Origin of the sequence: Pedobacter rhodius, assembly GCF_027213645.1 — a bacterium.
GTDB classification, from domain to species: domain Bacteria; phylum Bacteroidota; class Bacteroidia; order Sphingobacteriales; family Sphingobacteriaceae; genus Pedobacter; species Pedobacter rhodius.
In genome coordinates this window covers 47,725-74,503 of record NZ_JAPWGL010000003.1, presented here as the reverse complement: position 1 = coordinate 74,503, position 26,779 = coordinate 47,725, and the positions used below count along the sequence as shown (strand labels likewise).

The window sequence follows — 26,779 nt, the reverse complement described above, 5'->3', positions numbered from 1 at the left end:
TTATTTCGCTAACAATTGTTTTTTCTACAAATAAATCCAGACGTAAATCGACATCACAGCCAGCTGTTTCAAGACAATTGAGTAATTTGTTTTTTAGTCATTACTAAGTTAATAAAATCAGGAAACTTTATGTTTAACAAACCAGAGGATGGCCAGAAATAGCAGGTCTGTTATACTAAATATAGGGCTGTTTCGCATTAAATGAATAAGAAACTTAAGAGATGTATCTTATTATCCTGGTCGGCTACAAATTAATTACCATTAACTTCTTAATGGTGATAAATGAAATTGTCAGTATTTATTATTCAGGAAATTAAGTTAAGATTTGTTTTTAGTTAACTTATTATGGCAATAAAAAGTAAAGAACCATTCAAATTTTAAAGTTCCTGTATACCTTTCTGTCAAACCATAATAAGCTTACTCGTCAATTTATTTGCAAAGATGCTTTAGAATGTTTCTAAATAAATGTTTTATCCTTGTTTTGTCACAATCGTTTATAAATTAAGTTCATAATTAGATACTTTTGCAAGAAATTTAGATATAAATCCTAATCAAATGAGTGGTTTCGGAAATGCACTTTCTTCATCAATAGGAAGAAAATACGTTATGGGTATTACAGGTATATTCCTGATACTTTTTTTAATTGTACATGCTGGTATTAATTCGTTGATTTTTCTTGACGATAACGGGTTAAAGTTTAATATCGGGGCACATTTTATGGCGACTAACTGGATAATAAGGGCTGGTGAGTACGTATTGTTCTTAGGCTTGCTTGTACATATTTACCAGGCGCTTAATCTTACAATTAAGAATAAAAAAGCCCGGCCAGAGGGGTATGCTGCTTACAATGGTAGTGCAAATAGCAAATGGTACAGTCGTTCAATGGGTTTGTTAGGCACACTATTACTTATCTTTTTAGTGATTCACCTTAAAGATTTCTGGGTAGTTTCCCGTTTTACCGGAATTCCAACAGTAGACGCAAACGGTAACGAAGATTTATATGCGGTAATGAGAGCGAAATTTCAAGATCCGGTAAGGGTAGCAGCTTATGTTCTTTTAATGATTTCCCTATGTTATCACTTACTGCATGGTTTCGCTTCAGCCTTTCAAACAATGGGTTGGAATCATTCAAAATATAACGGCATAATTAAAAATGTAGGCGTTTGGTATGCAATCATCATTTCGATCGTTTTCGCTTTGATGCCAATTGCAGTCTACACACATTTAATCAATTAATTTTAGCACAAAAGAGATATGTCAGATATTAATTCAAATATTCCGGAAGGTGAATTAACCAGTAAATGGACAAAATATAAGTCTTCTGTGCCTTTGGTTAATCCATCGAACAAAAGAACTATTGAAGTAATTATTGTAGGTTCGGGTTTAGCGGGTGCTTCGGCTGCAGCTACCTTAGCTGAAATGGGTTATAAAGTAAAGTGTTTCTGCTTTCAGGATTCGCCCCGCAGAGCACATTCTATCGCTGCTCAAGGTGGTATCAACGCAGCAAAAAATTATCAGAACGACGGTGATAGCACTTACCGTTTATTTTATGATACGATTAAAGGTGGCGATTACCGTGCCCGCGAAGCCAATGTGCATCGCTTAGCTGAGGTAAGCGTTAACATTATCGATCAATGTGTTGCTCAGGGTGTTCCTTTAGCGCGCGAATATGGCGGTTTGCTAGATAACCGTTCATTCGGTGGTACACAAGTTCAGCGTACTTTTTATGCTGCAGGTCAAACTGGTCAGCAGTTATTATTAGGTGCCTATTCTGCTTTAGAACGCCAGATTGGTATGGGTAAAGTTGAAATGTACACCCGCCATGAAATGCTTGAGGTTGTTAAAATTGATGGTAAAGCCCGTGGTATTATCGCCCGTAACTTAATTACAGGCGAACTTGAGCGTCATTTTGGTCATGCGGTTGTTTTAGGAACAGGTGGTTATGGTAATGTATTCTATCTTTCTACAAATGCAATGGGAAGTAACGTTACTGCAGCATGGAAAGCCCACAAACAGGGCGCTTACTTTGCAAACCCTTGCTATACGCAAATTCACCCAACCTGTATACCGGTTTCCGGCGATCACCAGTCTAAACTAACCCTGATGTCGGAGTCGTTACGTAACGATGGACGTATCTGGGTGCCTAAAAAGAAAGATGATACCCGGAAAGCTTCAGAAATTCCTGAAGAGGAAAGGGATTATTATTTAGAGCGTCGTTATCCTGCTTTTGGTAACCTGGTTCCTCGTGATGTGGCATCCCGTGCTGCAAAGGAACGTTGTGATGCCGGGTACGGTGTAGGTGCATCTAAACTAGCTGTTTACCTCGATTTCAAAGCAAATACCGAACGTTATGGCAGAATTGAGGCTTCCAAATCAGGAATTCATAATCCGGATAAGGAAACTTGTATGCGACTAGGTACTGCTGTTATTAAAGAAAAATACGGAAACCTTTTCGATATGTATGCGCAGATTACCGGTGAAAACCCATATGAAACGCCAATGCGTATTTATCCTGCGGTTCACTATACAATGGGCGGACTTTGGGTTGATTATAACTTAATGACATCTGTTCCCGGTTTATATTGTACCGGAGAGGCTAATTTCTCCGACCACGGTGCTAACCGTTTAGGTGCATCTGCATTGATGCAGGGTTTGGCCGATGGTTACTTTGTGCTTCCATATACTATTGGTGCTTATTTATCGAAAGAAATTTCAGTAAAAGCAATACCGACAGATCACCCTGCATTTGTTGAAGCTGAAGAAAGAGCAAAAGGCATTCTAAATACATTGATAAACATAAAAGGAACTAAAACTGTAGATCATTTCCACAAACGTTTAGGTCATATTATGTGGGAGAAATGTGGAATGGCACGTAACGAGAAGGGTTTAAAAGAAGCAATTGAAGATATCAGAGCATTACGTGCCGAATTCTGGAGTAATGTTCGTGTTCCGGGAACTGCAGATGAGTTAAATACAGAATTGGAAAAAGCTGGTCGCGTGGCCGACTTTATCGAATTAGGTGAGTTAATGTGTATCGATGCTTTAAACAGAAACGAGAGTTGTGGTGGCCATTTCCGTGAAGAATACCAGACAGAAGAGGGTGAAGCATTACGTGATGATGTAAATTACGCATACGTTGCCGCCTGGGAGTTTAAAGAAGGTGTAAACTTCGAACTGCATAAAGAGGAGTTGAAGTTTGAAAATATTAAAGTAGCACAAAGAAGTTATAAATAGTAGCAAGTAATAAGTATCAAGATTTAAGTATCAAGTATCAAGTTCGCAAACTGTCTTGATACTTGATACTCACTACTCGATACTAATGGTTGATACTTAAAATCTCAATATCATGAGTACAGGAAATATGAACTTAACGCTGAAAGTTTGGCGTCAGAAAAATAACAATACCAAAGGTGCTTTGGTAGATTATAAATTATCTGGTATTTCGCCGGATATGTCTTTCTTGGAGATGTTCGATGTGTTAAACGAGGATCTTATCAACAAAGGCGAAGAGCCGGTTGTTTTCGATCACGATTGTCGCGAAGGTATTTGCGGTATGTGTTCCATGTTTATTAATGGTCGTCCGCATGGTCCGAAAGATTTAGTTACCACTTGCCAGTTACACATGCGTTCTTTCAAAGATGGCGATACCATTGTTGTTGAGCCCTGGAGAGCCGCTGCGTTTCCTGTGGTGAAAGATTTAACGGTAGACCGTTCTGCATTTGACAGGGTTATTGCGGCAGGCGGATTCATTTCGGTGAACACAGGTAATGCGCAGGATGCAAACAGTTTGCCAATTCCTAAAATGCAGGCTGATGCAGCTTTTGAAGCGGCTGCTTGTATTGGTTGCGGCGCTTGTGTTGCAACTTGTAAAAATGCATCTGCAATGTTGTTTGTTTCTGCAAAAATATCTCAATTGGCGTTATTGCCGCAGGGCCAGCCGGAACGTTACCGCCGTGTACAAAGCATGGTGGCACAAATGGATGCTGAAGGCTTTGGTAACTGTACAAATACAGGTGCATGTGAAGCGGAATGTCCTAAGGGTATTTCACTGGAAAACATTGCCCGTATGAACCGCGATTTCGCTTCGGCTAAATTTCTTTCGGAAGAAACGATTTAAAAATATACTGTGCGTTCCGATTATTTCGGAATTCTTAAGCCTCAAACTTGTTTGGGGCTTTTTAATTTTCCAACCGAAATTAATCGAATAATGAAATTATTAGTAATGGAACAGAAAGATATGAAAGGTGATAAAATTTAAACGAAACAAATTATAATTTGTGAATACCGTAATATTTCTATGTTAGCATATCAATTATTTACCTGATTAAAAATTTTATTCTGTAAAATTTGTATATACATTAAAGATTTTCTAAATTTAGTGTTCCGAGACAGGAGAGAAAGCATAAAACCCCGGCAATTTGTCGGGGCTTTGTGTTTTCTTAAAGGTTATCTATTAGCTTTGAGAGAAGTTAATGTTTATATTATATTTTACCCGAACCGGCTTGCCTTTAACCAAACCGGCGTTCCATTTGGGCGATTCTTCAAGTACTCTAATAGCTTCTGCATTTGTTTCCTTTGTTAAGCCCCTTACTACCTGAATAGCAGTTAATTTACCAGTATTCTCTACTACGAAAGATAACCCAACCTTACCCTTTGTTCCGTTCTTTTTCGCAACTTCAGGAAATTTAATGTTTTTGCTTAAATATTCATAAAACTTCTGCATGCCACCCGGATATGCAGGTACCTTATCAACTGATACGAAATCATAAACTTTCTGTGCTTTTGTCTCAAAATTACCAATCATTAAAATGATTAGCAGTGCCGGTAAAATCAATAGTTTTTTCATTGTTATAAAATTTAGTTTTTAAATTAGTATTAGTTTTATTGAGTTTTTTAGGCAAAAGATTCCCTGTTACCTTCATTTTAGCTCATGAAGATGCTGTTGAAATCAGTAAATTTTAAAATTATCCCGTCTAATTTTTATCTACAGGCCTATCCGTATCTTTAGGCCGCTTTACAGGTTTTGAAGTAATTATAACAACTCCATTGCTTGCCTGAGGGCCATATTGTGCAATTGCGCTATCGTTTTTTAGTACGGTAATACTTTGAATGGTATCCGGATTTATCCAACTTACAGCAGTCTTTTCTATTTTCTGTCCGTCCAAAATATAAACTACATCATTAAAATTAGTTGAAGATTGTTGTTCCAGACCCCGGATGATAATTTTGGGTTTGTTGTCAGCTGATATTGCAGATGCTTTTCCTGCAGGCGCATTGCCGTAAATTTTTAAATTGGTTAGTTTGCTTACACCTTTTCCTTCAGACATCAGGCTAAGTTTTTGCGCTAAATCTAAATTTGCTGCATTGTTTTTCCCTGACTTTGTTGTAATCAAAATTACACCATCTACGGCGTCAGGCCCAAATAACTTTACAGCATCATCGTTCTTGAAGATTTTGATTTCTGCTATCGAGTCTGTTTTAACGCTCGCAATTGTAAATTCCGAAGCCTCCTGCTTAACGCCATCAATTACATAAATCGGGTTTTTAATAGCTCTTATTTGAATATTAGGCGACTTTTTAATTAAGCTGTCGGGTTGGCTTTGCGCAAAGCCGTTAGTAATTGCGCCAATTATTAGTGCTGATATTAGAAATAACTTTTTCATAACGATTACAATCTTGTTTTTACAGTATGATTTGAAGAGTTATCTATTGTTAATTCGGAATGTTCAGGCTTTTTAAAAATGCTGTTCTTACTTGCTTTTGAAGTAATTAGTATAACCCCGTTGACACTTTTGCTTCCATAAATCGCGTACGCACTCGCATCCTTTAAAACAGAAATGGATTCAATAGTTTCAGGATTGATGTATTTCAATGCATCTTTTTTTTGTGCTATACCGTCCAGAATCACTAAAGGACTGTTTTTGCCTTCAATATCTTTAATACTAATTGAAGTTAACTTTGAATTTTCAGTAACCGGCTTTGGTTTTTCATTTTCAGTGTCGAGCTTAAAATTTATATTGATATTGTATTTTACACGAACTGCTTTACCGTTTTGTATACCTGGTGTCCATTTCGGCGATTTTTCCAATACCCGTTTAGCCTCTTCGTCCGTGCCACTTCCTAAGCCGCGGGTAATTATAATATCACTAAGTGCTCCATTTTTTTCTACGGTAAAAGATAACCATACTTTGCCCTGAACGTTATTATCTTGTGCTGCTTCAGGATATTTAATGCTTTTACTCAAATATTCATTAAATTTTTTCATCCCTCCAGGAAACTCAGGAACTTTCTCAATACTTACAAAATCGTAAACTTTCTCTTTGTTAACTTCTTCTGCGGCTGCCAAAGTTGCTGAAGGCGCAAAACCGGTAACATTAAGCTGTGCCAGTTCTTCATAACCTTTAATATCACCAACGGCTTCATTCTGAATCCCGGCTTCGGATCCATCTAACCTGAAAGCTACTTTTAACGCATATTTGCCGTTTTCTACTTCTTTAAAGCCTTTATAAGATAAAATAGCTTTCATAACCTCCTCATCACAGCCTTTCCCTAAATCTGCATTGGTACTTAAATCGCTCACTTTACCATTCCTTAGGGTGAACTTTATCAGTGCATTACCTTGCAAGTCACTTTCCTGTGCATCTTTAGGATAAATTATTGTTTTACCTAGAAAATTGTAAAAGTCTTTCCAGTCTCTTTCTACCGGTACGCTGTGAACAACGATTTTTGCAGGGTTTTTTCCGGTATCGTTCGATTTAATTGGTTCGCTAACCAGCTCTTCAACCAGTTTAATTGGTTGTTCCAGCGGAATTTGTTCCGAAAAGGCAAAAAGCTTTTGATTCTTCCGCACTGTTGCCGATGAGAACACAATAAAAATGGCAAATAAAGGAATCGAGATGCCGTATTTAAGTACAGCCGTTTTCTTCGACCGCTCTTTATGAAGCATATAAATTCGCTTCTTAATTAGAGATTTATCGAAGAAATTACTGGTTAAAGCATTTGGATTAATGCCGAAAGATTTACTTAAAATCAGCATCGCATATTCAGCTTTATCACCCTGAAATTCAGCAGCATGTTCATCTGCTAAAAACTCATGGATATTTTTTATCGTTTTTTTATAAAAATAAATAACCGGGTTAAGCCAGGTAATAATTCCAATTAACTCAAAAAATAATATATCTAAAGTATGCCACTGTTTGATGTGCGCTTCTTCATGACTATCAATTACATCACTTTTTGGAAGGTCTAAATCGATTACTTTTCTGCCAAAGAAAGAAAAGGCTGAGCCTTCTTTAGCTTTCCTGATAAGTTTATTTACAACCAGCAGATTATAAATTAACCGGCAAAGGAAAAATAAAATTCCTCCGCAATACACATACACCAATAAGTTGCCCCAGTTAAAACCTTCATGCCCTTCTGTTACAATAGTGGCTTGTTGCAAAACAGCATCCCATTTAACAGTTGTATAAACTTGTTGGGCTGCCTTTTGTTCCGTAAGCCATTCTAGCCGTATAAAAGGTATGCTTAGCGATAGAATTCCCGCTGTAACCAAATAGAAACGATTTAACGTAAAATAGGTCTCTTTATCTAAAAGAAGTTTATAAAAGCCATAAAAAACAATCAGATATAAGTTTACCTGCAGAAGGTAATGGGCAAAACTCATCTTGGTTTGTGTTTAATTTTATTAATCATTTTTAAAATTTCATCCACATCACTTAAATCCAGTTTTTCTTCTTTAACAAAAAAAGAAAACATACTCTCAACGGAGTTTTCGAAATAATTACCCAATAATTTTTCAGTAGCATGGCGCTTATATTCCTCTTTGCTGATTAAAGGATGGTACTGATGCGCTTTGCCAAAAGCTTCGTGACCGATAAATCCTTTGGTTTCAAGAATTCTGATAATGGTTGATACGGTGTTATATGCAGGTTTTGGAAGGGGTAATTCATCAATTACCTCTTTAACAAATGCTTTTTCCAATTGCCACAAAACTTGCATGATTTGCTCTTCGGCTTTGGTTAAATCTTTAATATCCATTTTTTTTAGATTATAGGAACAGACAATGTATGTCTTTGATATTAAAGTTAAAACTAATTAATTAGTTAAACAAGTTTTTTAACAATTATTTTTCGACTATTTAAATGGGTTCTTAAATTTAGATTTTAATCAAATTATGCTTAATTCCGTAAACGACTAAGCCGGTTCGTGTTTTTATATTAAGTTTGGCGAATAACGATTCGCGATAATTATCCACTGTTCTCGGGCTAATGTTCATTAATTCTGCAATCTCCTTATAAGTAAATTCAGTACTGCAGTGCTGTAAAAATGTAAGTTCCTTTTCTGTAATTAAAGGTTTTGGTTCATCCTGTTTAAGTGAAAACAATAATCTTCCGGAAACCATTTCATTTATATAGAAACCTTTATCAATAATGGCTTTAATTGCAGCGACTAACTCGGTAGGTGTGGATCCCTTTAAAATATAGCCGCCGGCACCTGCTTTCAGCATCCCGATTATTGCATTTTCATCTTCGTGCATGCTTAATGCAAGAACATTGATACCTGGATATTCCTTTTTTACATAACGGGTTGCAGCGTAACCATCCATTATTGGCATATTAATATCCATTAAGATAAGCCGAACATCAGGATGCAGCTTTATCTGCTTTTGCATGTCGCTGCCATTTGTGGCCTCAAAAATTACATTTATTTCATCAAATTCTGATAAAAGATTGGCAAGGCCCGAACGAAAAAGCGTGTGGTCGTCGACGATGCCTATAGATAAGGATTCTGTTTGCATGTTTAAGGGTATGGAATTTCGATAAAAATAGAGGTGCCTTTTTCAGAAGCCGAATTTACATCAATTTTCCCTTTAATCAGCTCCACCCTTTTTTGAATCGATGCTAGTCCTATTCCTGCCTTTTTGTTTTTGGCTTCTTCATAATCAAAACCGATACCGTTTTCTTTAACGGTTAAGAATAAAATTTCGTTCTTTAAATAGGCGTCGATTTGAATTGATGTTGCCTGCGCGTGCTTAATAATGTTATTTATAATTTCTTGTAATAACCTGAGTATGATCAAATCCTTATCAGAAGATGAAATATTTAATCCTAACAGGTCATTATTTACATGAAGGTCATAAGCACCAGCTCTTTTTAGCCAGTTAATTTCCTGTTCAATTGCATTTCCGATACCAGATTCTACAATTTGTTCGCCATGTAAAATTTTAGCAAGTTCTCTTATTTCCTTAATAGATTTATTAATTAAAGAAAGTGAATTTCCAATCTTCTCAGCAGCCTTCTCGTTTTCAGGAATATTTATGGAGTTTAAGGTTAATGTAGTCAGGCTTAAAAGTTGTCCGATATTATCATGGAGCTCAGTAGCTATGGTTTGCATGGTCTGCTCCTGAACTTCGATGTGCGTTTTCAAAATTTCAGATTCAAATTTTTGACGCATATTTTCCTTCTCAACGAAATGATTCTTTTTATGCCTGTTGTACGATCTGATGTAAAGTAATAAGAATATTGGCATCAATAGAAATACTAATGACGCCAATAAAATTATTGACATATTTTCCGCTGACGAGCTCTGCATATAAAAGAGTATGACCAAAAACTATAAAGAAATACGTTTAACGTCGTGTAGATAATCTGACGTGTATTAAATTTACCTAAAAACTTTTGTTGAATGATATCGAAAAAGAAGTTAGCAAGTGTTCCTCCAAAATAAAAAATTATAGCACCGCCAACCCACCAAAAAGCAGGGTGAAATTTTAAATCAATATATTTTTCATCTTTTAATAATAAGTAGAAATACATTAAACCATATATAACAAATACAACCGACATAATACTTATTGTGATTGAATTATATACTAATACCATATCGTTCATTATAGAAAAGCCAATATAGATTGAGAGTATGAGGAGATAGGCCGCTATTAGAAATTTTTTAATAGGTAAAAAATCTTTCAGGAAGTAATAAAAAGCATAAGTAACATATGTTAATTCGAAAAACGTATAAATATTGTATACTATTAAATTACTGTGGTAAATTCTGCCGATATACTTAGCGAAAATTTCTGTCGAAATAACCAAAAAAAGATATAGAATAGTAATTCTCCAAAATGATGTTTTGTCTTTAATTAAAAATATAAGAGCAAATATCAGGCATATAAGCTCTATTTTAGAACTTACTGAGAGTAGATTAAGCATTATACCTCTTTTTGATTATAAATTATAGGCTACATTAACGGGCTATTCTCATCACAAATTGTAGGACACAATTCTGATCGGTTATCCGGATCTGTTGGTAAAGGCGGATCACAAATTGGGTGGTGATGTCCATGTCTATGTTCGTGTCCATGACCTACCTTATCCGTAAAATAATCTGTTTTTGGTACGCCATTAATAATTTTTGTAACAACAAACATTATGGTATCCATGTTTACATAACTATCAGGTATTTTGTCTCCATAATCTAATTTATTTATGGCATCAATTATTTCTTGTGTATATCTTCCGAAATAAACCCGAACGCCATCTCCATCAAAAGATTTCACTTTTTCAGCAAGTTGTGTAATTTGTTTGGCTGGAAACCAAGCCGCTTTCGTGTAAGTACCTTTATCAGTTGTCTGGCTTTCTCTAAAAGCCGCAGTCATTTTCTTTGCAATATCTAACGGGATGGTATTATCTGTACCATCTCTTTTAAGGGGATTTTCAGTCATAATTTGTTTGGGCTATTTATCTTTTAAAATTGGTGATAAATACCCGATTTATCAACCGTAAAATTGCCCCTCAAATTACCGTAAAATTACCCTGTTAAAAAGGGTGTTTCAGTCCTGAATATTAATGTCCTTTCCATTTATTTTTGAATTAAACAAAAGGCCACATAATCTAGGTATATAATCGATTAACCAATCCTTTAGATAATGTTACCAAAAACCAAACAGCTAATTAATTAATAAGCCACTCAATAAATATTTAAAAGCGGAATTTTAATTCCGGAAAATGTTTTAGAAACAAAACAATTTATAATAAAATAAAACAGAGCCGGGTGAGGGTTTTTATAATGATAAGCGCCTTTATTATTCGGTTAACTTTAATTAAATAACAATATTGCTGCCTCAGCACGCCTCTCAAACACCTCAATTCAGACAGCTTCTACCAGTTAAGCCGATCAAATCTTTTTAGTTTTAGTTAGGATTATGAAAAACAATCCAGAAAAGGTCCCGATGAAAATCGGGACCTATCTTGTTTTATAGAATTTGATTTTTAGTTACGTGCCGGAGCAGTTGTTCCGGTTGTGGCTGCAGCAGGTGCAGCTGGTAATTCTTTTCTTGGAATTTGTGCATCACGTTGCGATGTATTGTAAACAAAAGATGCAATAATTGTTGCAGCTTGTTTTAAATCATCTTCAACTAATCTATCATACGTATCCATATTGCTATGGTGTGTACGGGTATTGTAGTCCATTGGGTCCTGAATAAACTGGAAGCCCGGTATACCTACAGCATCAAAGGCCTGGTGATCGGTACCGCCCGTGTTGCTTACTGTAATTGTAGTTGCGCCTAAATCAGCAAATGGCGTTAGCCAGCTTTTAAAAATCGGGCCGGCTGCTTCATTACCTTGTAAATAAACACCTCTGATTTTTCCCGTACCGTTATCTAAGTTATAATAAGCAGAGATTTTTTTCTGATCTGGTGTTAAAACCATTGTTTTCGGATCGCCGAAATGTTTTGCAACGTATCCTCTCGAACCAAATAAGCCTTGTTCTTCAGAGCTCCAGAGTGCGATGCGAATGGTACGTTTTGGTTTAAATTCTATCGATTTTAAAATGCGCATGGCTTCCATCATAACAGCAGAACCTGCAGCATTGTCTGTTGCACCGGTACCGGCATGCCACGAATCAAAGTGACCGCCAATCATCACCAATTCGTCTTTAAGTTTTTTATCTGTTCCCGGAATTTCCGCAATTACATTGTAACCTTGCGGGTCTTGATTGTAAAATGAAGTTTTGATATCAGCCTCAATCTCTACCGTTTTTCCGGCACGTAATAAGCGAAGGATATGTAAATAATCTTCCGCTGCAACCTCTAATTCAGGCGAAACAGGTTTGGCATCCAAAGCGTATGAAGCACCGTTACTTGTAAAGAAAGTACCTTGTCCGCCACGGGCGTAAGTTAAAATCAGGCCAACTTTTTCTTCAACCAGCATTGCGCTCATTGCCGCACGAACTTCACGCATTTTCATCATTTGTGCCATCATGTTATTTGCGCCGCCCGGGCGTGGTCCCCGCTGACCGCCAGCCATTGGTTTTGCTTCAGCCATTTTTGCTAGAGTTGTATCTGCATAACGGGAAAAATCCGGTCTGATGCCACTTGTTAACGGTGCACCTGCATCCATCATAACGATTTTGCCGGCTAATTTGCCTTTGTATTTTGCTAAATCGGCAACACTATCTGCTTTAATTAATACCACATCAGATTTAATCGGACCATTGGTACCGGGTGTCCATGCTTTAGGTGAAGCAATAATAGCATGGTAATATGGCAATGTTGTAGCTGCATAGTATTTATCTATCTGCCAGCCTTTGCCAAAAGTACCCCATGCTTCTAAGTGCGCATTTTTCAATCCCCAGTCAGTGAGTTGTTTCATTGCCCATTCCTGGGCTCTTTTTAAGCCTGGTGAATTTGATAAACGCGGGCCATTAACATCTGTAAGGTTAAATGAAATATCCATTACCTTGGAATTTTCTAAGCCTTCTTTTCTAATCTTTGATATAACAGCTGCGTCGGGAGCTTCTTGGGCGAAAGCATACATGCATATGCCTAAAGCAAATGCTGTAGTTGTAAATCTTTTTATCATTTTTAGTTAGGTTGGTTATTTTTTACCTAAAAATAAACTTTATAAGACTTTTAAAGGATTTACAATGATATTTTTACATCGAAACTAAGTTGCATTTAGTTTAATCGCTGAAAGCAGCCATATCTGATTGTTAGATTTGCGTTTTATAACCGTTATTTAATGCTTTTTTTTGAAACGATGAAATAACCTATTGTAAATAGCACTGCTGCGTAAATTAAGCTTGTCCATATTTCGCGCGTAAAGATTTCAAAATCTAAGGGATCGCCACCTTTTTTAACCCTGGTAACCTGCAAGGCTAAAGCCGGCAGGCTGTAAGGAATTAAATAGGCATATTGCCACTTTAAAGCAGCCGTTACAATGCCCATAATCGTTCCGACGAAACCTATGCCCATTGGTTTCAGGAAATCCGCCCAGATTAAGCTGATTATAAATTGAAGTGATAAAATGCCCAGTGATGACAGAAACAGTTTTGTATAAGAACTTATTAAGAATGTTGATGGATTGTACTGGTTGAATGAAAGCTTTGGAACCAGTGCCTGTAACAAGTGCCCGAAACTGAAAGATAATGCTGCAAATAAGAACAGGCAGATTAATATAAGTAAAATCGCATATAAATATTTGGCCGCATAAATAGAAAATTTATTTAAAGGCTGTGCAAAAAGTGTTTTCCAGGTATCGTTTTTATGTTCGATATTATTGACTGAAAAAGCCATAAATATGACGTAAAAAGGCATAATAAGCATGCCCATAACATTTAAAGTAGCGCCAATATATTGTACCCAAAGTAGCATTCCCGGGTAATTCATCTTAACCAGCTTTTCGGAATTTGAATAAAAACCAAATGTAACCAGGCTGCAAATAATTACGGGAAGTAAAATAGCCGCCCAAAAGGCAAGTGTTTTTCTCGATTTGTAAAATTCGGAAACTAAAGAAATGTATAATGAGCGCATGGTTAATTATTTTTAGTGATATCAAGAAACAGGTTTTCTAAATCTTTTCTTTGTTGATAAAGACTGGAAACAGTAAATCCATTTTGAATTAAAAGTGTATTTATGGTTCCGCTATCTTTTGACGAGGTATAGGGGATAAGGATTTTTTTATCAGTTTGGTCTGCAATTTGATAACCCGAATTAGCTAAAAATTCTGCCGCATGCTCAATATTATCTATTTCAATTTCCAGCATTGGTTTGCTGAGCAGGTGCAGCTCATTTATGGTGCCCTGAAATAATAGTTGTCCTTTATTTATGATGCCTACATGTGTTGCAGTGCGCTCGATTTCGGCTAACAAATGGCTTGAAACCAAAATGGTTTTCTTATGTTTCGTCGCTAAATCTATCATCAGATTACGAACTTCGATGATGCCATTCGGGTCTAAGCCATTGGTGGGTTCATCTAATAATAAAAGCTCAGGATCTGAAACAAGCGCTAAGGCGATGCCCAGTCTTTGTTTCATACCCAAAGAGTATTTATTCGATTTTTTATTCGCAGCTTCGGTTAGGCCAACAAGCGCAAGCATTTCATCGGATTTGCTTTTTCTTATGCCCAAAAGGATACAGCGATTGATAAGATTTTCTTTTCCGGTTAAATGGCCATAAATGGCAGGCTGCTCTACTAAAGCACCTACCCGTTTTAAAGTGGCAATTCTGTTGCTGTTAATTTCTTTACCAAAAACAAAAACCTGATCAGCAGGCGACTGGAGCAGGTTTAACAGTATCTTTATGGTAGTGGTTTTGCCGGCGCCGTTCGGGCCTAAAAAACCATAAATGCTACCTGTTGGTACTTGTAGCGATAAATCTTTAACTACGGTTTGGTTGCCGAAGTTATAATTTAAACCTACCGTTTCGATGGCGAAATTACTCATACTATTTAAAAATAGCAGTTGCTTGTTTCACGATAGATGTTGAAGCTTTAGCAGGTTTAACTACGATTTCTCCGTTGTCATTTTGGTTGGTATTAACAGTAAGGGTTAATACTATCATCATAAATACAGGTAATAATAAAAGTAAAAATGGCGAGGTGTTGGCTAATTTTTTCATAATAGGTTCATTTATTTTCAGCTCGATGAAGCTTTCAGCAGTAAGTGATAATTGATTTTCTGATAGGTTTACTGTTGATGTTTTCATGGTTGTTTTGTTTTGATGATTCAAAGAAACACAAGAAAATCAGGCCGCTAAAATCTATTATACCAAGTGTTAAAGATTATAGATAAACGGGCATTTTTGGCGTTTGTCGATAAATTTTGCCAATTGGGCCGTTCGTAGAAAAAAAATGCCCGTTGGTAGATTGTTTGGTGGATAAGAATATTTCTTTCTTTATTTTGGTTGCATCATTTTTTGTAGGTCTGATAACCTGCATTTCTATAATTGTACAATATGAAAAATAGTAAAGGGCCATTAATACTGCATATCATCTTCTGGGGAATAATTCTTTTAATTATTGGCCTGGCTTTATTTTTTGAAAAGGAACCACATACAATGAAAGATTACATTTTGTCTTTTGGTGTTTTTGGGGTAATTAATGTCTCTGTATTCTACATAAATTATATTTTCCTGATACCTGAATTTATTAAAAAACATAAGAAATATTGGCTTTTCGTAATTTCATTTATCGTATTAATTGCCGCCACCTCATTAATTAAAACGGTTATCGCTGTCTTAAATCCAGAAGAGCTTTTAAAGTACAGAATGGATGGGCAGGAACGAGAGTTTTCAGTAAATGCTTTTGCCATTAATAGCATTTTTTCCGGTGGTTTTTTTCTGGTTAGCAGTTGTATTATCAGTTTCATTATCGATTGGTTTTCAAGCCAAAGCATTCAACGAAACCTCGAGAGTGAGCGCCGTGAAATGGAACTTCAGTTTTTAAAATCTCAGTTAAACCCACATTTCTTATTTAATTCGCTTAATAATATCTATTCGCTGGCTTACCAGAAATCGGATAAAACAGCTGATGCAATAATGAAGCTTTCAGAAATTATGCGCTACATGATTTATGAAAGCAACACGCCTACAGTTTCGTTAAGCAAGGAAGTCGATTATCTGAAAAATTATATTGAGCTTCAAAAAATCAGGTTTAAAGATGGTGCTTTTGTTGAAATGACATTGAACGGCGAAATTGATGATCAGAAAATTGTGCCTTTGATGTTAATATCATTTGTAGAAAATGCATTTAAACACGGTGTTGTTACCGACCCGCAGGAGCCGGTCAAAATTGAGATTATAGCAAATCAAAAGATTTTACATTTCAGCGTTATCAATAAAAAGAATAACCAGAATAAAGATGCACAGGGTGGCGTAGGCTTAACTAATGTTGAGCGCCGGCTTCAATTGATTTATCCCGACAGATATAAATTAAATGTTGTAAATTCGGCTACTCATTATACTTGCGAGTTGATGATTGATATTTAATAAAAAGCCGAAAGGCTAAAGACCAAAGTGAAAAGCAAGGGCAGGTGAAACATCCGGCCTTAATATTAGATACCTGAACTGAATACTTGATAAAAAATGAACTTAAACTGTATTGTTGTTGATGATGAACCATTAGCGCTCGATATTTTGGAAGATTATATATCCAAAGTACCTTTTTTAACAATGGTTAAAAGATGCGAAAACCCGATCGAAGCTTTACAAATTGTTCAGGGTGGTGGGGTTGATTTGGTTTTTCTTGATATCCAGATGCCCGAGCTTACCGGAATTCAATTCCTGAAAATTGCCGGTAATAAATGTCATTATATTTTAACAACGGCTTATCCTCAATACGCTTTAGAGAGTTACGATTTAAACGTTTCGGATTATCTTTTGAAACCAATTGCTTTCGATCGTTTTTATAAAGCTGTAGAAAAAGTACACAATCAGGCCAAGCCTGCTGATGCTGCGCCTCCGCAAATACAACCTTTAATAACACCGGCACCTTTTTCAGGTTCACCAAATCCTGTTCAGGATTTTATCTTTGTTAAAACAGAGCATAAAATTCAAAAAATATACCTTCACGATATTTTATACATCGAAGGGTTGAAAGATTACATCTCAATTTTTACGAAGGATGAGCGAATCATCACCCTGCAGAGTATGAAAAAGATGGAAGAGGCTTTGCCTCAAAGTCAGTTTATCAGGGTGCATAAATCTTATATTGTTGCGGTGGATAAAATTGAAAGCATCGAGCGAAGCCGAATTACCATTAATAAAAAGATTATTCCTGTTGGGGATACCTATCGCGATGAATTTTTCAAGGTTATCGGCAATAAGAACATATAGGGGGATGGAAGATGGATGAGGGAAGATGGAGCGTGTTTGGGATTAATCAGTTATTGACTGACCTAAAACTTTTCTGATCTCCGTTTCAACTTCTAAAGTAATGTCGTTTGGTGTTTTAATGCCTGGCTCTATAGGTTTTAAAACCGTCCAGCGTAATGCATTTCCGGTGGTTAAGGGAAACATTCCGAAACGTACAATTTTCCATGAGTTTTCAATTGCAACCGGCACAACCAGTGCATTGGGTACAACCTTAAGTAAAGTTGCAATTCCGCCAAACTGAAAAGTTTTTAGCCGGCCATCTTTAGCCCTGGTTCCTTCGGGAAAAATTACGGTACTCCAGTTGTTGTCTTTCATTCTTCGGCCAAGCTTGATAATTTCTGAAATCGCTTGTTTATTATCTTTACGATCGATGTTTGCGCCTCCGCCAACACGTAAATTGATCGAGATTGATGGAATGCCTTTAGTAAGCTCGATTTTGGAAATAAATTTTGCGTGGTGCTTACGTAAAAACCAAATCAGCGATGGAATGTCATACATGCTTTGGTGATTGGCTGCAAATATTATTGGCCTATCAGTTGGTAAGTCGAAGTCATTTTTAAAAGAAATAGTGTTTACCAGGAAAATCTGGCAATAAGTCAGGAAAAAATTTAAGGCATCAACCGAAACTTTATGTGCTTTATAACCAAAAAGTTTAATGCAAATCCATTGTATCGGATGAAAAATACAAAGGCTTAATCCGAAGAAAATATAAAATATTGGGCTTAAAATGTAGCCGAAAAACTTACTCATTGACTGGTTTTAATATCACAAAGATAATCATTCATCCGAATGTGAAAATTTGAAATTACAATTCACCATTCAGCATCATCAGTTTTGCTCTTAATATTGCAGCAACACTCATCGAATCTGTTATTTTACCATTCAGCACCATCTGATATGCATCTTCAAAAGGCATCTTTTTAACAACCAGTTGTTCCGTTTCTTCGGGCATCGAAATACCCTGAATTAAGTCTGTAGCAACATAGATAATACTTAATTCATCGCTAACCGAATTTGACAAATGCATGCGCTGAATTTCTTTCCAGTTTTTAGCCGTCATGCCGGTTTCTTCAATTAATTCCCGCCTGGCACTCTCAATAGGTTCTTCATCCAGCGGACCGCCACCTTCAGGAATTTCCCAGCTGTATGCTTTAAGGGGATAACGATACTGCCCAACCAGCCAGGTGTTATAATCCTTATCTAATGGCAAAATGCCGATGGCCAGATTTTTGAAATGCACTTCACCATAAATGCCCTTTCCTCCCGTTGGATTTATAACCTGGTGTTCGGTAAGCCGGATCCAGTTGTTGTCGTATTTTATTTCGCTTTCTAGTGTTTGCCAGGGATTGATCTCTTCCATGTTGCAAGATAGAAAATATGGTTGAAACGGACGGCTGCGTTAATTTACTTACACAGAAAAAGGCGTTTTGAAATTCTTCAAAACGCCTTTGTATTGTTTTTAGAAAGAGCCTTCATCCGGCCTGTTTTCCTGCTGTTCTTCTTTTTTAGGTTTCTTTGTGCTGTTGAATAATGTTTTACCAAAACGATAAGAGAAAGTCAGGTTGCCCATTGTACCCTGCATCCGACGCTGGAAGTCAACAATCGTTGATGCATCTTCAGTTGTCATGCTCCATCTGCGGGTGTTAAACACATCTCTGACATTGAAGCTCAGTGAAGCTTTTTTGTTAGGGAAATCGTATTTTGCACCGCCATCTATGCCATACATTGCATTACGTTTTCCCTGTGCCATAACCTCTGGTGCGCGGTAATCGCCACGAACCTGTATCGATAGGTTTTTAACAACCGTTAAATTTCCGGTTATATTCGCGTTCCAGCTGAAACCGCTTGTTGTTGCAATATTAAAACGATCATCGCCAAAAAACTTGCTTTGGTATAAGTTTACATTTGTTGTAAAGTTTAAAGCTTTAACTAAATCGAAACGGCCAATTAATTCTAAACCGCTGTTAATTTGACGGGAAAGGTTTTGAGGGGTTGAAGTGATAATGCCATTAACATCAGGTGTACTTCTTACCCTCTGAATTACATCATTGGTTTGACGATAATATAAACTCGATGTTAAAGTTACCTTCTTAAAGTATTTGCTGTAGCCTAACTCAAAAGCGTGCACATCTTCCGGTAATAAATTCGGATTACCGGCCCTGTAATTCAACGGATCTGAGACATCTAAAAATGGATTGGTATCCCATGGTCTCGGGCGGTTAACACGACGCGTATAACTTAGTTGAATGGTGTTATCGCCTTTTAGTTTTTGAGTTAAAAAAACACTTGGATATAATCTTTTATAGTGGATATTTCCTGCACTGGATGTTAACAGGTTATTCGTGTAACCTTCTAAATGTGTATCTAAACGGGCATCTTCGGCTCTTAAACCCAACTGATAGCCGAAATCTTTAATTTGATTCTGATAATTTAAATAAAGCGCATGAACCTGGTCTTTACTATCGAAGTTATTAATCAGCTTGTTGTTTTGAACATATATACTTGTTGCTGTCAGAATTGAATCTGCATACTGACCGTTATCACCTAAACGAATTTGGCTGCGGTAACCGGCTTCAATTTTTCCGGCTTTCCCAACAGGCAGGGTATAATCGGCCTGAATGTTATAGTTGGTATTATCGCCGGTATTGAATGTCCGCTGTAAACTTCGATTCAGGTTTACTGCAGTTCCGTTTAAATTGGTAACGTTGGTATTATATGTTTGGTCGTTATCATTTGTTCCGTAAGAATAACCAAAGTTGAAGGTTAATTCCTCTTTAGGTTTTTTAAACTTTTGGCTGTAATCCAGATTTAAATCGTAGCTGTTTCCGGTACCGCTTGTGATGTTATTTCTATTGCTTAGTAAAACCGGATTTGATGTCGCGCCCAATTGTCGGATGCTGATGGCTTCATTACGGTCATTTTCTCTGGCATTAAATCCGCCCGATAAACTTAAAACACTTTTTGGTGCTACATAATAATCAATACCCGCTTTTGCATTATGCCCTTTATCTAGAGAACCTGAAGATGTATTTTGATTTGCGAATGATGTGGAGCTCGGTGAATTTTTGTACGTTATGTTCTGAAAACCACCACCCAGTCGATTACCATAGCGGTAACTATAATTTCCGTAAACATTAATTTTGCTGTTTTGAAAACTTAAGTTTGTGTTCGCATTATAGTTATCGCGATTACCGGCGGTTACAGCAGCAGAACCATTGAAGCCCAGCTTCGTGTTTTTCTTTAACACAATATTTATAATCCCCGATTGCCCTTCAGCATCGTATTTTGACGATGGATTTGTAATTACTTCTACGCTTTCGATCGAACTGGCCGGAATAGATTGCAAAATTTGAGCAACGTTTCCGCCGGCAATTAACGATGGCTTACCATCAATTAAAACTTTTACACCCGTTGAACCACGCAAGCTTACGTTCCCGTCCATATCGGTAGATACAGAAGGCACGTTTTGCAATAAGTCGCCCGCAGAACCACCTTCACTAACTAAACTTTGGTCAACAGAAAAAACTTTTTTATCGATACCCATTTGTATAGCTGCTTTCTGAGCAGTTACGGTAACGTCTTTCAATACGTTTCCGGCAGCGGCATTCATCTTTATTTCGCCAAAATTTAAAGTACCAGTTGCAGCGGTAATTGAAACGTTATCCCGAACCATCGTTTGATAACCAACAAAACTTATTTTGAAGGTGAATGTTCCGGTGGGTAAATCGGCCATGGTAAAAGCACCATTCATATCCGTCTGGGCAACTTTAACATTTGCCTTTGTTTCTTTATTGATTAAAACAGCTGTTGCAAAAGGAATGGTTTCCTGTGTTTTGGCATCTTTTAGTATGCCGGTAATTTTGGCTTTACTGCCGGTTTGAGCAAATAGAGTAAAGGAGAAGAGCAGAAAAAAGGTTGTGATTTTTATCGTCTTGGATTGTAAAAGTCTCATTAAATTTATAAAGTTTTATTAGTTTTCTTAAAGAGTGACAAAGAAACGGCAAGGAAGTTTAAAACCATTGCCGTAACTATTTTATTACAGCTGTTTTAAAGTAATATTTTTGTTGTTATTCTCCGGTATTTTTACTGCTTTAGGTCAGGCATTTTTTAACAACAATCAAACAATATTACAATTGATGAATTCTGAAAACGTTACTTTTGTCTTGTCATGAGTAAAAGAATATTAATTGTTGATGATTTGCATCCTGCTTTTAAAGAACAGGCGATTAAACTTGGTTATGAGGTAGATGATGAACCAAAAATTACCCGTCAGGAAACTTTGAGTAGAATTGCCGGTTATGAAGGCCTGGCCGTTAGAACGAAGTTCCGTATCGATGCTGAAATTTTCGCTGCTGCGCCCAATTTGAAGTTTGTTGCCCGTGCCGGTGCAGGTTTGGATAATATCGATGATAAAATTGCTTTTGAACGTAACATTCAACTGATTAACGCGCCAGAAGGAAATTGCGATGCCGTTGGCGAACATGCAACAGGTTTGCTATTGTCGTTAATGAATAATTTCCGCAGGGCGGATATCGAAATTAGAAACGGCATTTGGGATAGGGAAGGCAACCGTGGTTACGAATTGAAAGGCAAAAAAGTTGGTCTAATCGGTTATGGTTTCATGGGGCAAAGTTTCGCCAAAAAGCTGGCGGGTTTCGAGGTCGATGTAATGGCGTATGATAAGTATAAAACCGGTTTTAGTGATGCCTTTGCCCGAGAGGTAAGCATGGAAGAAATTGTTAAACATAGTGATGTACTTAGTTTGCATATTCCGTTAACCAGCGAAACCAGGCAGATGGTTGATGATGAATATTTCTTTCATTTCAAAAAGCCGATTTTCTTTATTAATACGGCCAGAGGTGAAATTGTGAATACGAAAGCCGTACTGAATAATTTAAAATCGGGTAAGATTTTAGGTGCTGGCCTGGATGTTCTGGAAACTGAAAAATTCCCTGCTTTGGGTGAACAAAGCTGGTATGAAGCATTAAAAGCGAATGATAAAGTAATTTTAACACCTCATGTTGGTGGCTGGACATTCGATTCTTACCGGAAAATTTCAGAGGTATTGGCAGATAAACTGAAAGATTTATAGCCGTTATTTCTTCCAACTAATTTTTACTGCAGACATTTTTTCGTTTTCCAATCTAATTTCCGGATAAACCAGGAAACCATTTTTTAGATAAAAGTTCAATGGCGACTTGTAGATTTCTCCGTTTAGCTTTAAGGCCTCTTCCTTATCGATAACCCAGGCATTTAAAACAGGTTCATCTTCCTTCAGTGCATTTAATAGCAATGTGCCTTTACCTTGCCCGTGAATTTTTTCATCCAGAATTACGGCAAACCATTTTTCATTGTCCCTGATAAATTTGCAGGCCCAGGCCAGTAATGCACCACTTTCACTTTCGAGTATATAGTGAAGTGGTTCTGATAAAGTTGCCAGGTAATTATCAAAGCCTTTCGAATCCGTAAAGCTTAACGATTTTGGATATTCATTATTCCAGATGGCGGAGATTTGGGTTTTTTGGGATGATGTTAGGAAGGTTTTGTTAAGTAGCATTTGACGAATCAATAATACGGTGGCCAAGCGAATATAAATATTTACAAATCAACGCTCAACTACCTTCCCAATTTCCTCAAAAAACTTACCTCAAATCCATCTTAATTTCTTAAATTGGCAATACAATTCTAACTTAATATATCATGCCGAAAGATCACCTATACAAAACCACGGTAACCTGGACGGGCAATAAAGGCTCGGGTACAATGGATTACCGCTCTTATGATCGCGATTATTTAATTTCTGTAACCGGTAAAGCCGATATTTCCGGTTCATCAGATTCTGCTTTTTTAGGCGATAAATCTAAATACAATCCCGAAGATTTATTGCTGGCTTCGATTTCGAGTTGCCACATGCTTTGGTATTTGCACCTGTGTTCGAAAAACGAAATTGTGGTAATTGACTATAAAGATGAGGCCGTTGGTACAATGGAAGAATCGGCAGATGGGAGCGGTAAATTTAGAGAGGTAACGTTACACCCACAGGTTTTGATAGCGGATAAGGCACATTTCGAATTGGCAGAATCGCTGCATAAAGAAGCAAATAAAATGTGCTTTATTGCAAATTCATTGAATTTTCCTGTTAAGCATGAAGCAAGCTGTAAAGCGGAAAATGGTTAATCGTTTTTCGCTGTTCGTTTTTAGTTGGCAGTTTCCCTGACTGAAAACCGCCAACTGTAAACTAAAAATTATTTTACTTCGTAAACATTATCCGTTGGTGTCGCATCCATAAAAATGCCCCCATCCAATTTAATCGATTTTATTTTACGGTTCGTATTAATCGTCATCGTCATTTCCTTCTGATTCACTTTCCAAACTGCTGGTGTTTTGTGGATGGTTTCCGTTTTGCCTTCGGCATCGGTTACCAGAATATCAAATGGAATTGCAAATCCACCTTCATTTTTAATTACAAAAGTTGCCTTACCGCTGGAGATTTGAGGTTTTGTTAGCGCTAAATCGATATAATTATTGGTGAAAAACCAGTTCTGAAAAAACCAGTTTAAATTCTGGCCGGAACCGCTATTCATCGAGTTGAAATAATCCCAGGGAATGGGGTGTTTGCCATTCCAGTTTTCCATATAGTGATGCAATGCTTTTTTGAATAAATCATCACCCAGCATATCTTTTAAAGCAATATAAGAAAGTGAGGCTTTTCCGTATGAATTGTTTCCATAACCTGAACCCGAAACCTGGTCTGACATCGAAATTATAGGTTGATCTTCTTCCGCAGATTTATCGTTGATGTAACGCTGAACCCTGAATGCTTTATAAAATTTATCAGCAGCTTCTTTGCCCCGCTCGGCAATACCGATTAAATATTCTAAGGTCGTTGCCCAGCCCTCGTCCATGTAGGCATAACGGGTTTCATTAATGCCCATGTAAAACGGAAAGTAGGTATGTGCCACCTCATGATCCTGAACCAATTGTGCAAAAACCGGGTCGCCGGTGTCAGAATCGTTTACCATCATCGGATACTCCATATCGGCAAAACCCTGGAAAGCAGTCATTTTTGAGAAAGGATAAGGAACGCCCGGCCAGTTATTGGAAAACCAGGCCAATGCATATAAGTTATTCTTTACTGAGTTGGGGAAGTCTTTCGATTTTACGTTATAAGCGGCCTGGGTACTTACTCTTCTGTTGGCTTTTGCATCAACCACCACACTTGCGGCATCCCATAGATAAGTACTGCTTAAGCCGAAACAAACATCAGTAATGTGATTGGCTTTAAATTTCCAGGTGTTCCAGTCTTTTTGTAAGGTAACTTTGCCATCTTTCAGTTCCTGTTCGGTTGCAATGTGCTGAATTTCATCTGTTAAATAAGATTTTTTCAATCGCGAAGCAATCTCAGGTTGCAAAACTTCATCAGGATTTAATAGATCGCCGGTAGCATAAACGACGTAGTTTTTAGGTGCTTTAACAGCAAAAGTGTAATCATTAAAATCATTATAAAATTCAGCTCTATCCGTATGCGGAATTCTGTCCCAACCGTTATAATCATCATAAACAGAAATCCTCGGATAACTGTAGGCAACATAAAAAGTATTTGGATCGATTTGCCCTTCGCGACCACTTTCTTTGGATAATGGGTAATCCCAGTCTATTTTAACAGTAATTTTTGACTTCGGAGCCAAAGGTTTTTTCAGCCTCACATTTCCCACTGTTCCCCAATCTTTAGAGTTTACGGCAATGGTTTCGCCATCAACAGAAAATGCGGAAATATTTAAACCTGCACTTAAAAAATCCTGACTAACGCTTCCGCCTCTTGGTGCAGTAGGTTTGTGCAGGTTGTTTACAAATCGGATAGCCAGTGTTTTCAGGGTATCTGTACTGTTGTTGCTGTATACAATTTCTTCGGTTCCGCTAACTATTTTTGTACCGGCATCAACCTTAATATCCATGTTATATTTACCGTGGTTTTGCCAGTAATTTGGTCCGGGTTTACCGTTCATGGAACGTGTACCTTTTGCGTAAGCTGCTTTAATGTTTCTGGGCATGTAAAGTTCCTGTGCTGATACGGCATAACTTCCTAAACAAGCCAGAAGGGCTATAGAGATTAACTTTTTCATTTTTTAAATAATTTCTACTAAGCTAAAAATAATGGATGAATTTAAGGTGAAGGAGTTAATAGGATTTCCCGCAGATTTACGCAGAAAAAGAACGCAAATGTTCGGGGATTTCAATATAGAGCATTTTTTTGATCTTAATTCTATAATCTTAATAACTAAAATCAGCGTTAATCTGCGGTTAAAATCAGCGAAAATCTGCGGGAAATATTTAGCATTTACTTTTAAAATTCAATCTTGAATACTTTATCATTAATCTGCGGACAAAATCAGCGAAAATCTGAGGGAAACATTTACATTTAATTTTAAAGTTTAATAACTAAAATCTGCGTCAATCTGCGTGAACAATTTCCACCAAATCTTAATCTTAAAATCCTTTAGTCCTGAAAATACTGGCTAATCATAAAAATCCTGTGTATTTATTTGCTTTTGTAATTTCCGCAATTTATCTTCGTTATAATTGAAGCAAGACTATGTAGGAAACCAACTATGTAGTCTTGTTTGTTTTTTACAGTGTTTGAATAAAATTAACAGAGCAATGACAGAGGTAACGTACTATACACAAGAGGGATTAGATAAATTAAAAGAGGAAGTTCATTATCTAACAACCACAGGGCGTCAGCTAATATCTAAAGCAATTGCTGAGGCCAGAGATAAAGGAGATTTATCAGAAAATGCAGAATATGATGCAGCAAAAGAAGCACAGGGTTTGCATGAAGCTAAAATCTCGAAATTAAAAAATACATTAGCTAATGCCCGTTTAATTGATGAATCGAAATTAGATTTATCGAAAGTTTTAGCTTTATCGATAGTTAAAATTAAAAATGTTAAAAACGGTGCTACTATGACTTACCAATTGGTGGCAGAAAGTGAGGCAGATTTAAAAACGGGAAAAATTTCGGTTAAATCGCCTATTGCACAAGGTTTGTTAGGTAAATCTGTTGGAGAATTTGCCGATATTGAAGTGCCTGCAGGTAAAATGCAATTCGAAGTTTTAGAAATCTCAAGATAAGGTAGAGGATGGAAGGTAGATGGCGTAAGGCTGACTTTCCACTTTCAAACCCTGTAATTCAACCTTTTTAACCTTCTACCTTTATGACTATCTTTTCGAAAATTGTTGCAGGCGAAATCAGCGCACATGTTGTTGCTGAAACTGTAGAGTATTTAGCTTTTTTGGATGTTCAGCCCCTAACTGCGGGACACGTTTTAGTGATTCCTAAAATAGAAGTGGATTACATCTTCGACATGGAAGAAGACCTGTATGTTGGTCTTTGGATGTTTGCGAAGATTGTAGCGAAAGGCGTTAAAACAGCTTTTCCCTGTAAAAAAGTTGGTGTTTCCGTAATCGGATTAGAAGTTCCTCACGCGCACATTCATCTTATTCCCATGAATAGTGTAAGCGATATGAATTTCAGCAAAGAAAAATTAAACCCTACGCAGGAAGAACTGGCTGAAGCTGCTGAAAAAATCAGGCAGGCTTTACTATAAGAATCATAAAAAGCCGGCT

The 26,779-nt window shown here is 36.9% G+C and carries 25 protein-coding genes; 9 read left to right on the top strand and 16 right to left on the bottom strand.

The features are described 5' to 3' along the window. Positions 1–555 precede the first annotated feature (555 nt). The 3 genes from O0931_RS10385 (at position 556) to O0931_RS10375 (ending at position 4,117) form a co-directional block, all read left to right on the top strand. Positions 556–1,236 (top strand): succinate dehydrogenase cytochrome b subunit, encoded by a 681-nt coding sequence (locus O0931_RS10385; protein WP_269415510.1) that lies wholly within the window; start codon positions 556–558, stop codon positions 1,234–1,236. Between the two features lie 18 nt (positions 1,237–1,254). Continuing rightward, entirely contained in the window at positions 1,255–3,234 is a 1,980-nt protein-coding gene (locus tag O0931_RS10380; protein WP_269415509.1) for a fumarate reductase/succinate dehydrogenase flavoprotein subunit, read from the top strand. Between the two features lie 112 nt (positions 3,235–3,346). Further along, positions 3,347–4,117, top strand: a complete 771-nt coding sequence (locus tag O0931_RS10375) for a succinate dehydrogenase/fumarate reductase iron-sulfur subunit (RefSeq protein ID WP_269415508.1) — start codon at positions 3,347–3,349, stop codon at positions 4,115–4,117. Positions 4,118–4,453: 336 nt separating this feature from the next. Here the strand turns inward: O0931_RS10375 and O0931_RS10370 are convergent, their stop codons facing one another. The 11 genes from O0931_RS10370 to O0931_RS10320 all read right to left on the bottom strand — a co-directional run bounded on the left by O0931_RS10370 (position 4,454) and on the right by O0931_RS10320 (position 14,986). After that, positions 4,454–4,846: an energy transducer TonB gene (locus O0931_RS10370; protein WP_269415507.1), complete on the bottom strand. Its 393-nt coding sequence runs from the start codon at positions 4,844–4,846 to the stop codon at positions 4,454–4,456. Between the two features lie 127 nt (positions 4,847–4,973). After that, positions 4,974–5,663 carry a TonB-dependent receptor plug domain-containing protein gene (locus tag O0931_RS10365; RefSeq protein WP_269415506.1) on the bottom strand — a complete coding sequence of 230 codons (690 nt, stop codon included), beginning with the start codon at positions 5,661–5,663 and terminating at the stop codon, positions 4,974–4,976. A gap of 5 nt (positions 5,664–5,668) precedes the next feature. Further along, positions 5,669–7,663, bottom strand: a complete 1,995-nt coding sequence (locus O0931_RS10360) for a M56 family metallopeptidase protein (protein ID WP_269415505.1) — start codon at positions 7,661–7,663, stop codon at positions 5,669–5,671. Then, positions 7,660–8,037, bottom strand: coding sequence for a BlaI/MecI/CopY family transcriptional regulator (locus O0931_RS10355; RefSeq protein WP_269415504.1), 378 nt, complete (start codon positions 8,035–8,037; stop codon positions 7,660–7,662). Before O0931_RS10355 ends, O0931_RS10360 begins: the two co-directional genes overlap by 4 nt. 118 nt (positions 8,038–8,155) lie before the next feature. Beyond that, entirely contained in the window at positions 8,156–8,797 is a 642-nt protein-coding gene (locus O0931_RS10350) for a response regulator (RefSeq protein ID WP_269415503.1), read from the bottom strand. Positions 8,798–8,799: 2 nt separating this feature from the next. Beyond that, the gene (locus O0931_RS10345) at positions 8,800–9,567 is read right to left on the bottom strand and encodes a sensor histidine kinase (protein WP_269415502.1); all 768 of its coding nucleotides are present in this window, start codon (positions 9,565–9,567) and stop codon (positions 8,800–8,802) included. Between the two features lie 673 nt (positions 9,568–10,240). Beyond that, positions 10,241–10,723 (bottom strand): hypothetical protein, encoded by a 483-nt coding sequence (locus tag O0931_RS10340; RefSeq protein ID WP_269415501.1) that lies wholly within the window; start codon positions 10,721–10,723, stop codon positions 10,241–10,243. A 547-nt stretch (positions 10,724–11,270) separates the two neighbouring features. After that, positions 11,271–12,863, bottom strand: a complete 1,593-nt coding sequence (locus O0931_RS10335; RefSeq protein WP_269415500.1) for a M28 family metallopeptidase — start codon at positions 12,861–12,863, stop codon at positions 11,271–11,273. 152 nt (positions 12,864–13,015) lie between these two features. Further along, the gene (locus tag O0931_RS10330) at positions 13,016–13,813 is read right to left on the bottom strand and encodes an ABC transporter permease (protein ID WP_269415499.1); all 798 of its coding nucleotides are present in this window, start codon (positions 13,811–13,813) and stop codon (positions 13,016–13,018) included. Positions 13,814–13,815: 2 nt separating this feature from the next. Further along, positions 13,816–14,724 carry an ABC transporter ATP-binding protein gene (locus O0931_RS10325; protein ID WP_269415498.1) on the bottom strand — a complete coding sequence of 303 codons (909 nt, stop codon included), beginning with the start codon at positions 14,722–14,724 and terminating at the stop codon, positions 13,816–13,818. 1 nt (position 14,725) lies between these two features. Then, complete coding sequence (locus O0931_RS10320; protein ID WP_269415497.1) at positions 14,726–14,986, bottom strand: hypothetical protein; 261 nt, start codon at positions 14,984–14,986, stop codon at positions 14,726–14,728. Between the two features lie 249 nt (positions 14,987–15,235). On the opposite strand from O0931_RS10320, the gene O0931_RS10315 reads away from it, so the two are divergent. Both O0931_RS10315 and O0931_RS10310 read left to right on the top strand, forming a co-directional pair. Beyond that, positions 15,236–16,267 carry a sensor histidine kinase gene (locus O0931_RS10315; RefSeq protein WP_269415496.1) on the top strand — a complete coding sequence of 344 codons (1,032 nt, stop codon included), beginning with the start codon at positions 15,236–15,238 and terminating at the stop codon, positions 16,265–16,267. A gap of 96 nt (positions 16,268–16,363) precedes the next feature. After that, positions 16,364–17,113 (top strand): LytR/AlgR family response regulator transcription factor, encoded by a 750-nt coding sequence (locus O0931_RS10310; protein ID WP_269415495.1) that lies wholly within the window; start codon positions 16,364–16,366, stop codon positions 17,111–17,113. 42 nt (positions 17,114–17,155) lie between these two features. Here O0931_RS10310 and O0931_RS10305 read toward each other — a convergent pair whose 3' ends face one another. The 3 genes from O0931_RS10305 to O0931_RS10295 all read right to left on the bottom strand — a co-directional run bounded on the left by O0931_RS10305 (position 17,156) and on the right by O0931_RS10295 (position 21,104). Continuing rightward, positions 17,156–17,902 carry a lysophospholipid acyltransferase family protein gene (locus O0931_RS10305; protein ID WP_269415494.1) on the bottom strand — a complete coding sequence of 249 codons (747 nt, stop codon included), beginning with the start codon at positions 17,900–17,902 and terminating at the stop codon, positions 17,156–17,158. A 55-nt stretch (positions 17,903–17,957) separates the two neighbouring features. After that, positions 17,958–18,512 carry an NUDIX domain-containing protein gene (locus O0931_RS10300; RefSeq protein ID WP_269415493.1) on the bottom strand — a complete coding sequence of 185 codons (555 nt, stop codon included), beginning with the start codon at positions 18,510–18,512 and terminating at the stop codon, positions 17,958–17,960. A 99-nt stretch (positions 18,513–18,611) separates the two neighbouring features. After that, entirely contained in the window at positions 18,612–21,104 is a 2,493-nt protein-coding gene (locus O0931_RS10295; RefSeq protein ID WP_269415492.1) for a TonB-dependent receptor, read from the bottom strand. Between the two features lie 216 nt (positions 21,105–21,320). Here O0931_RS10295 and O0931_RS10290 point away from each other — a divergent pair, with 216 nt between their 5' ends. Further along, positions 21,321–22,244 carry a 2-hydroxyacid dehydrogenase gene (locus O0931_RS10290; protein WP_269415491.1) on the top strand — a complete coding sequence of 308 codons (924 nt, stop codon included), beginning with the start codon at positions 21,321–21,323 and terminating at the stop codon, positions 22,242–22,244. Between the two features lie 3 nt (positions 22,245–22,247). Here the strand turns inward: O0931_RS10290 and O0931_RS10285 are convergent, their stop codons facing one another. Then, complete coding sequence (locus O0931_RS10285) at positions 22,248–22,709, bottom strand: N-acetyltransferase (protein ID WP_269415490.1); 462 nt, start codon at positions 22,707–22,709, stop codon at positions 22,248–22,250. Between the two features lie 143 nt (positions 22,710–22,852). Between O0931_RS10285 and O0931_RS10280 the strand changes: the two genes are divergently transcribed. Further along, positions 22,853–23,329 (top strand): OsmC family protein, encoded by a 477-nt coding sequence (locus O0931_RS10280; RefSeq protein ID WP_269415489.1) that lies wholly within the window; start codon positions 22,853–22,855, stop codon positions 23,327–23,329. Between the two features lie 68 nt (positions 23,330–23,397). On the opposite strand, the gene O0931_RS10275 is transcribed toward O0931_RS10280, so the two are convergent. Beyond that, positions 23,398–25,275, bottom strand: coding sequence for a M1 family metallopeptidase (locus O0931_RS10275; protein WP_269415488.1), 1,878 nt, complete (start codon positions 25,273–25,275; stop codon positions 23,398–23,400). Between the two features lie 535 nt (positions 25,276–25,810). Between O0931_RS10275 and greA the strand changes: the two genes are divergently transcribed. Both greA and O0931_RS10265 read left to right on the top strand, forming a co-directional pair. Further along, a complete protein-coding gene (greA, locus tag O0931_RS10270; protein ID WP_269415487.1) occupies positions 25,811–26,284 on the top strand; it encodes a transcription elongation factor GreA in 474 nt (157 codons plus the stop codon). Positions 26,285–26,367: 83 nt separating this feature from the next. Continuing rightward, positions 26,368–26,760 carry an HIT family protein gene (locus tag O0931_RS10265; RefSeq protein ID WP_269415486.1) on the top strand — a complete coding sequence of 131 codons (393 nt, stop codon included), beginning with the start codon at positions 26,368–26,370 and terminating at the stop codon, positions 26,758–26,760. Positions 26,761–26,779: the final 19 nt, after the last annotated feature.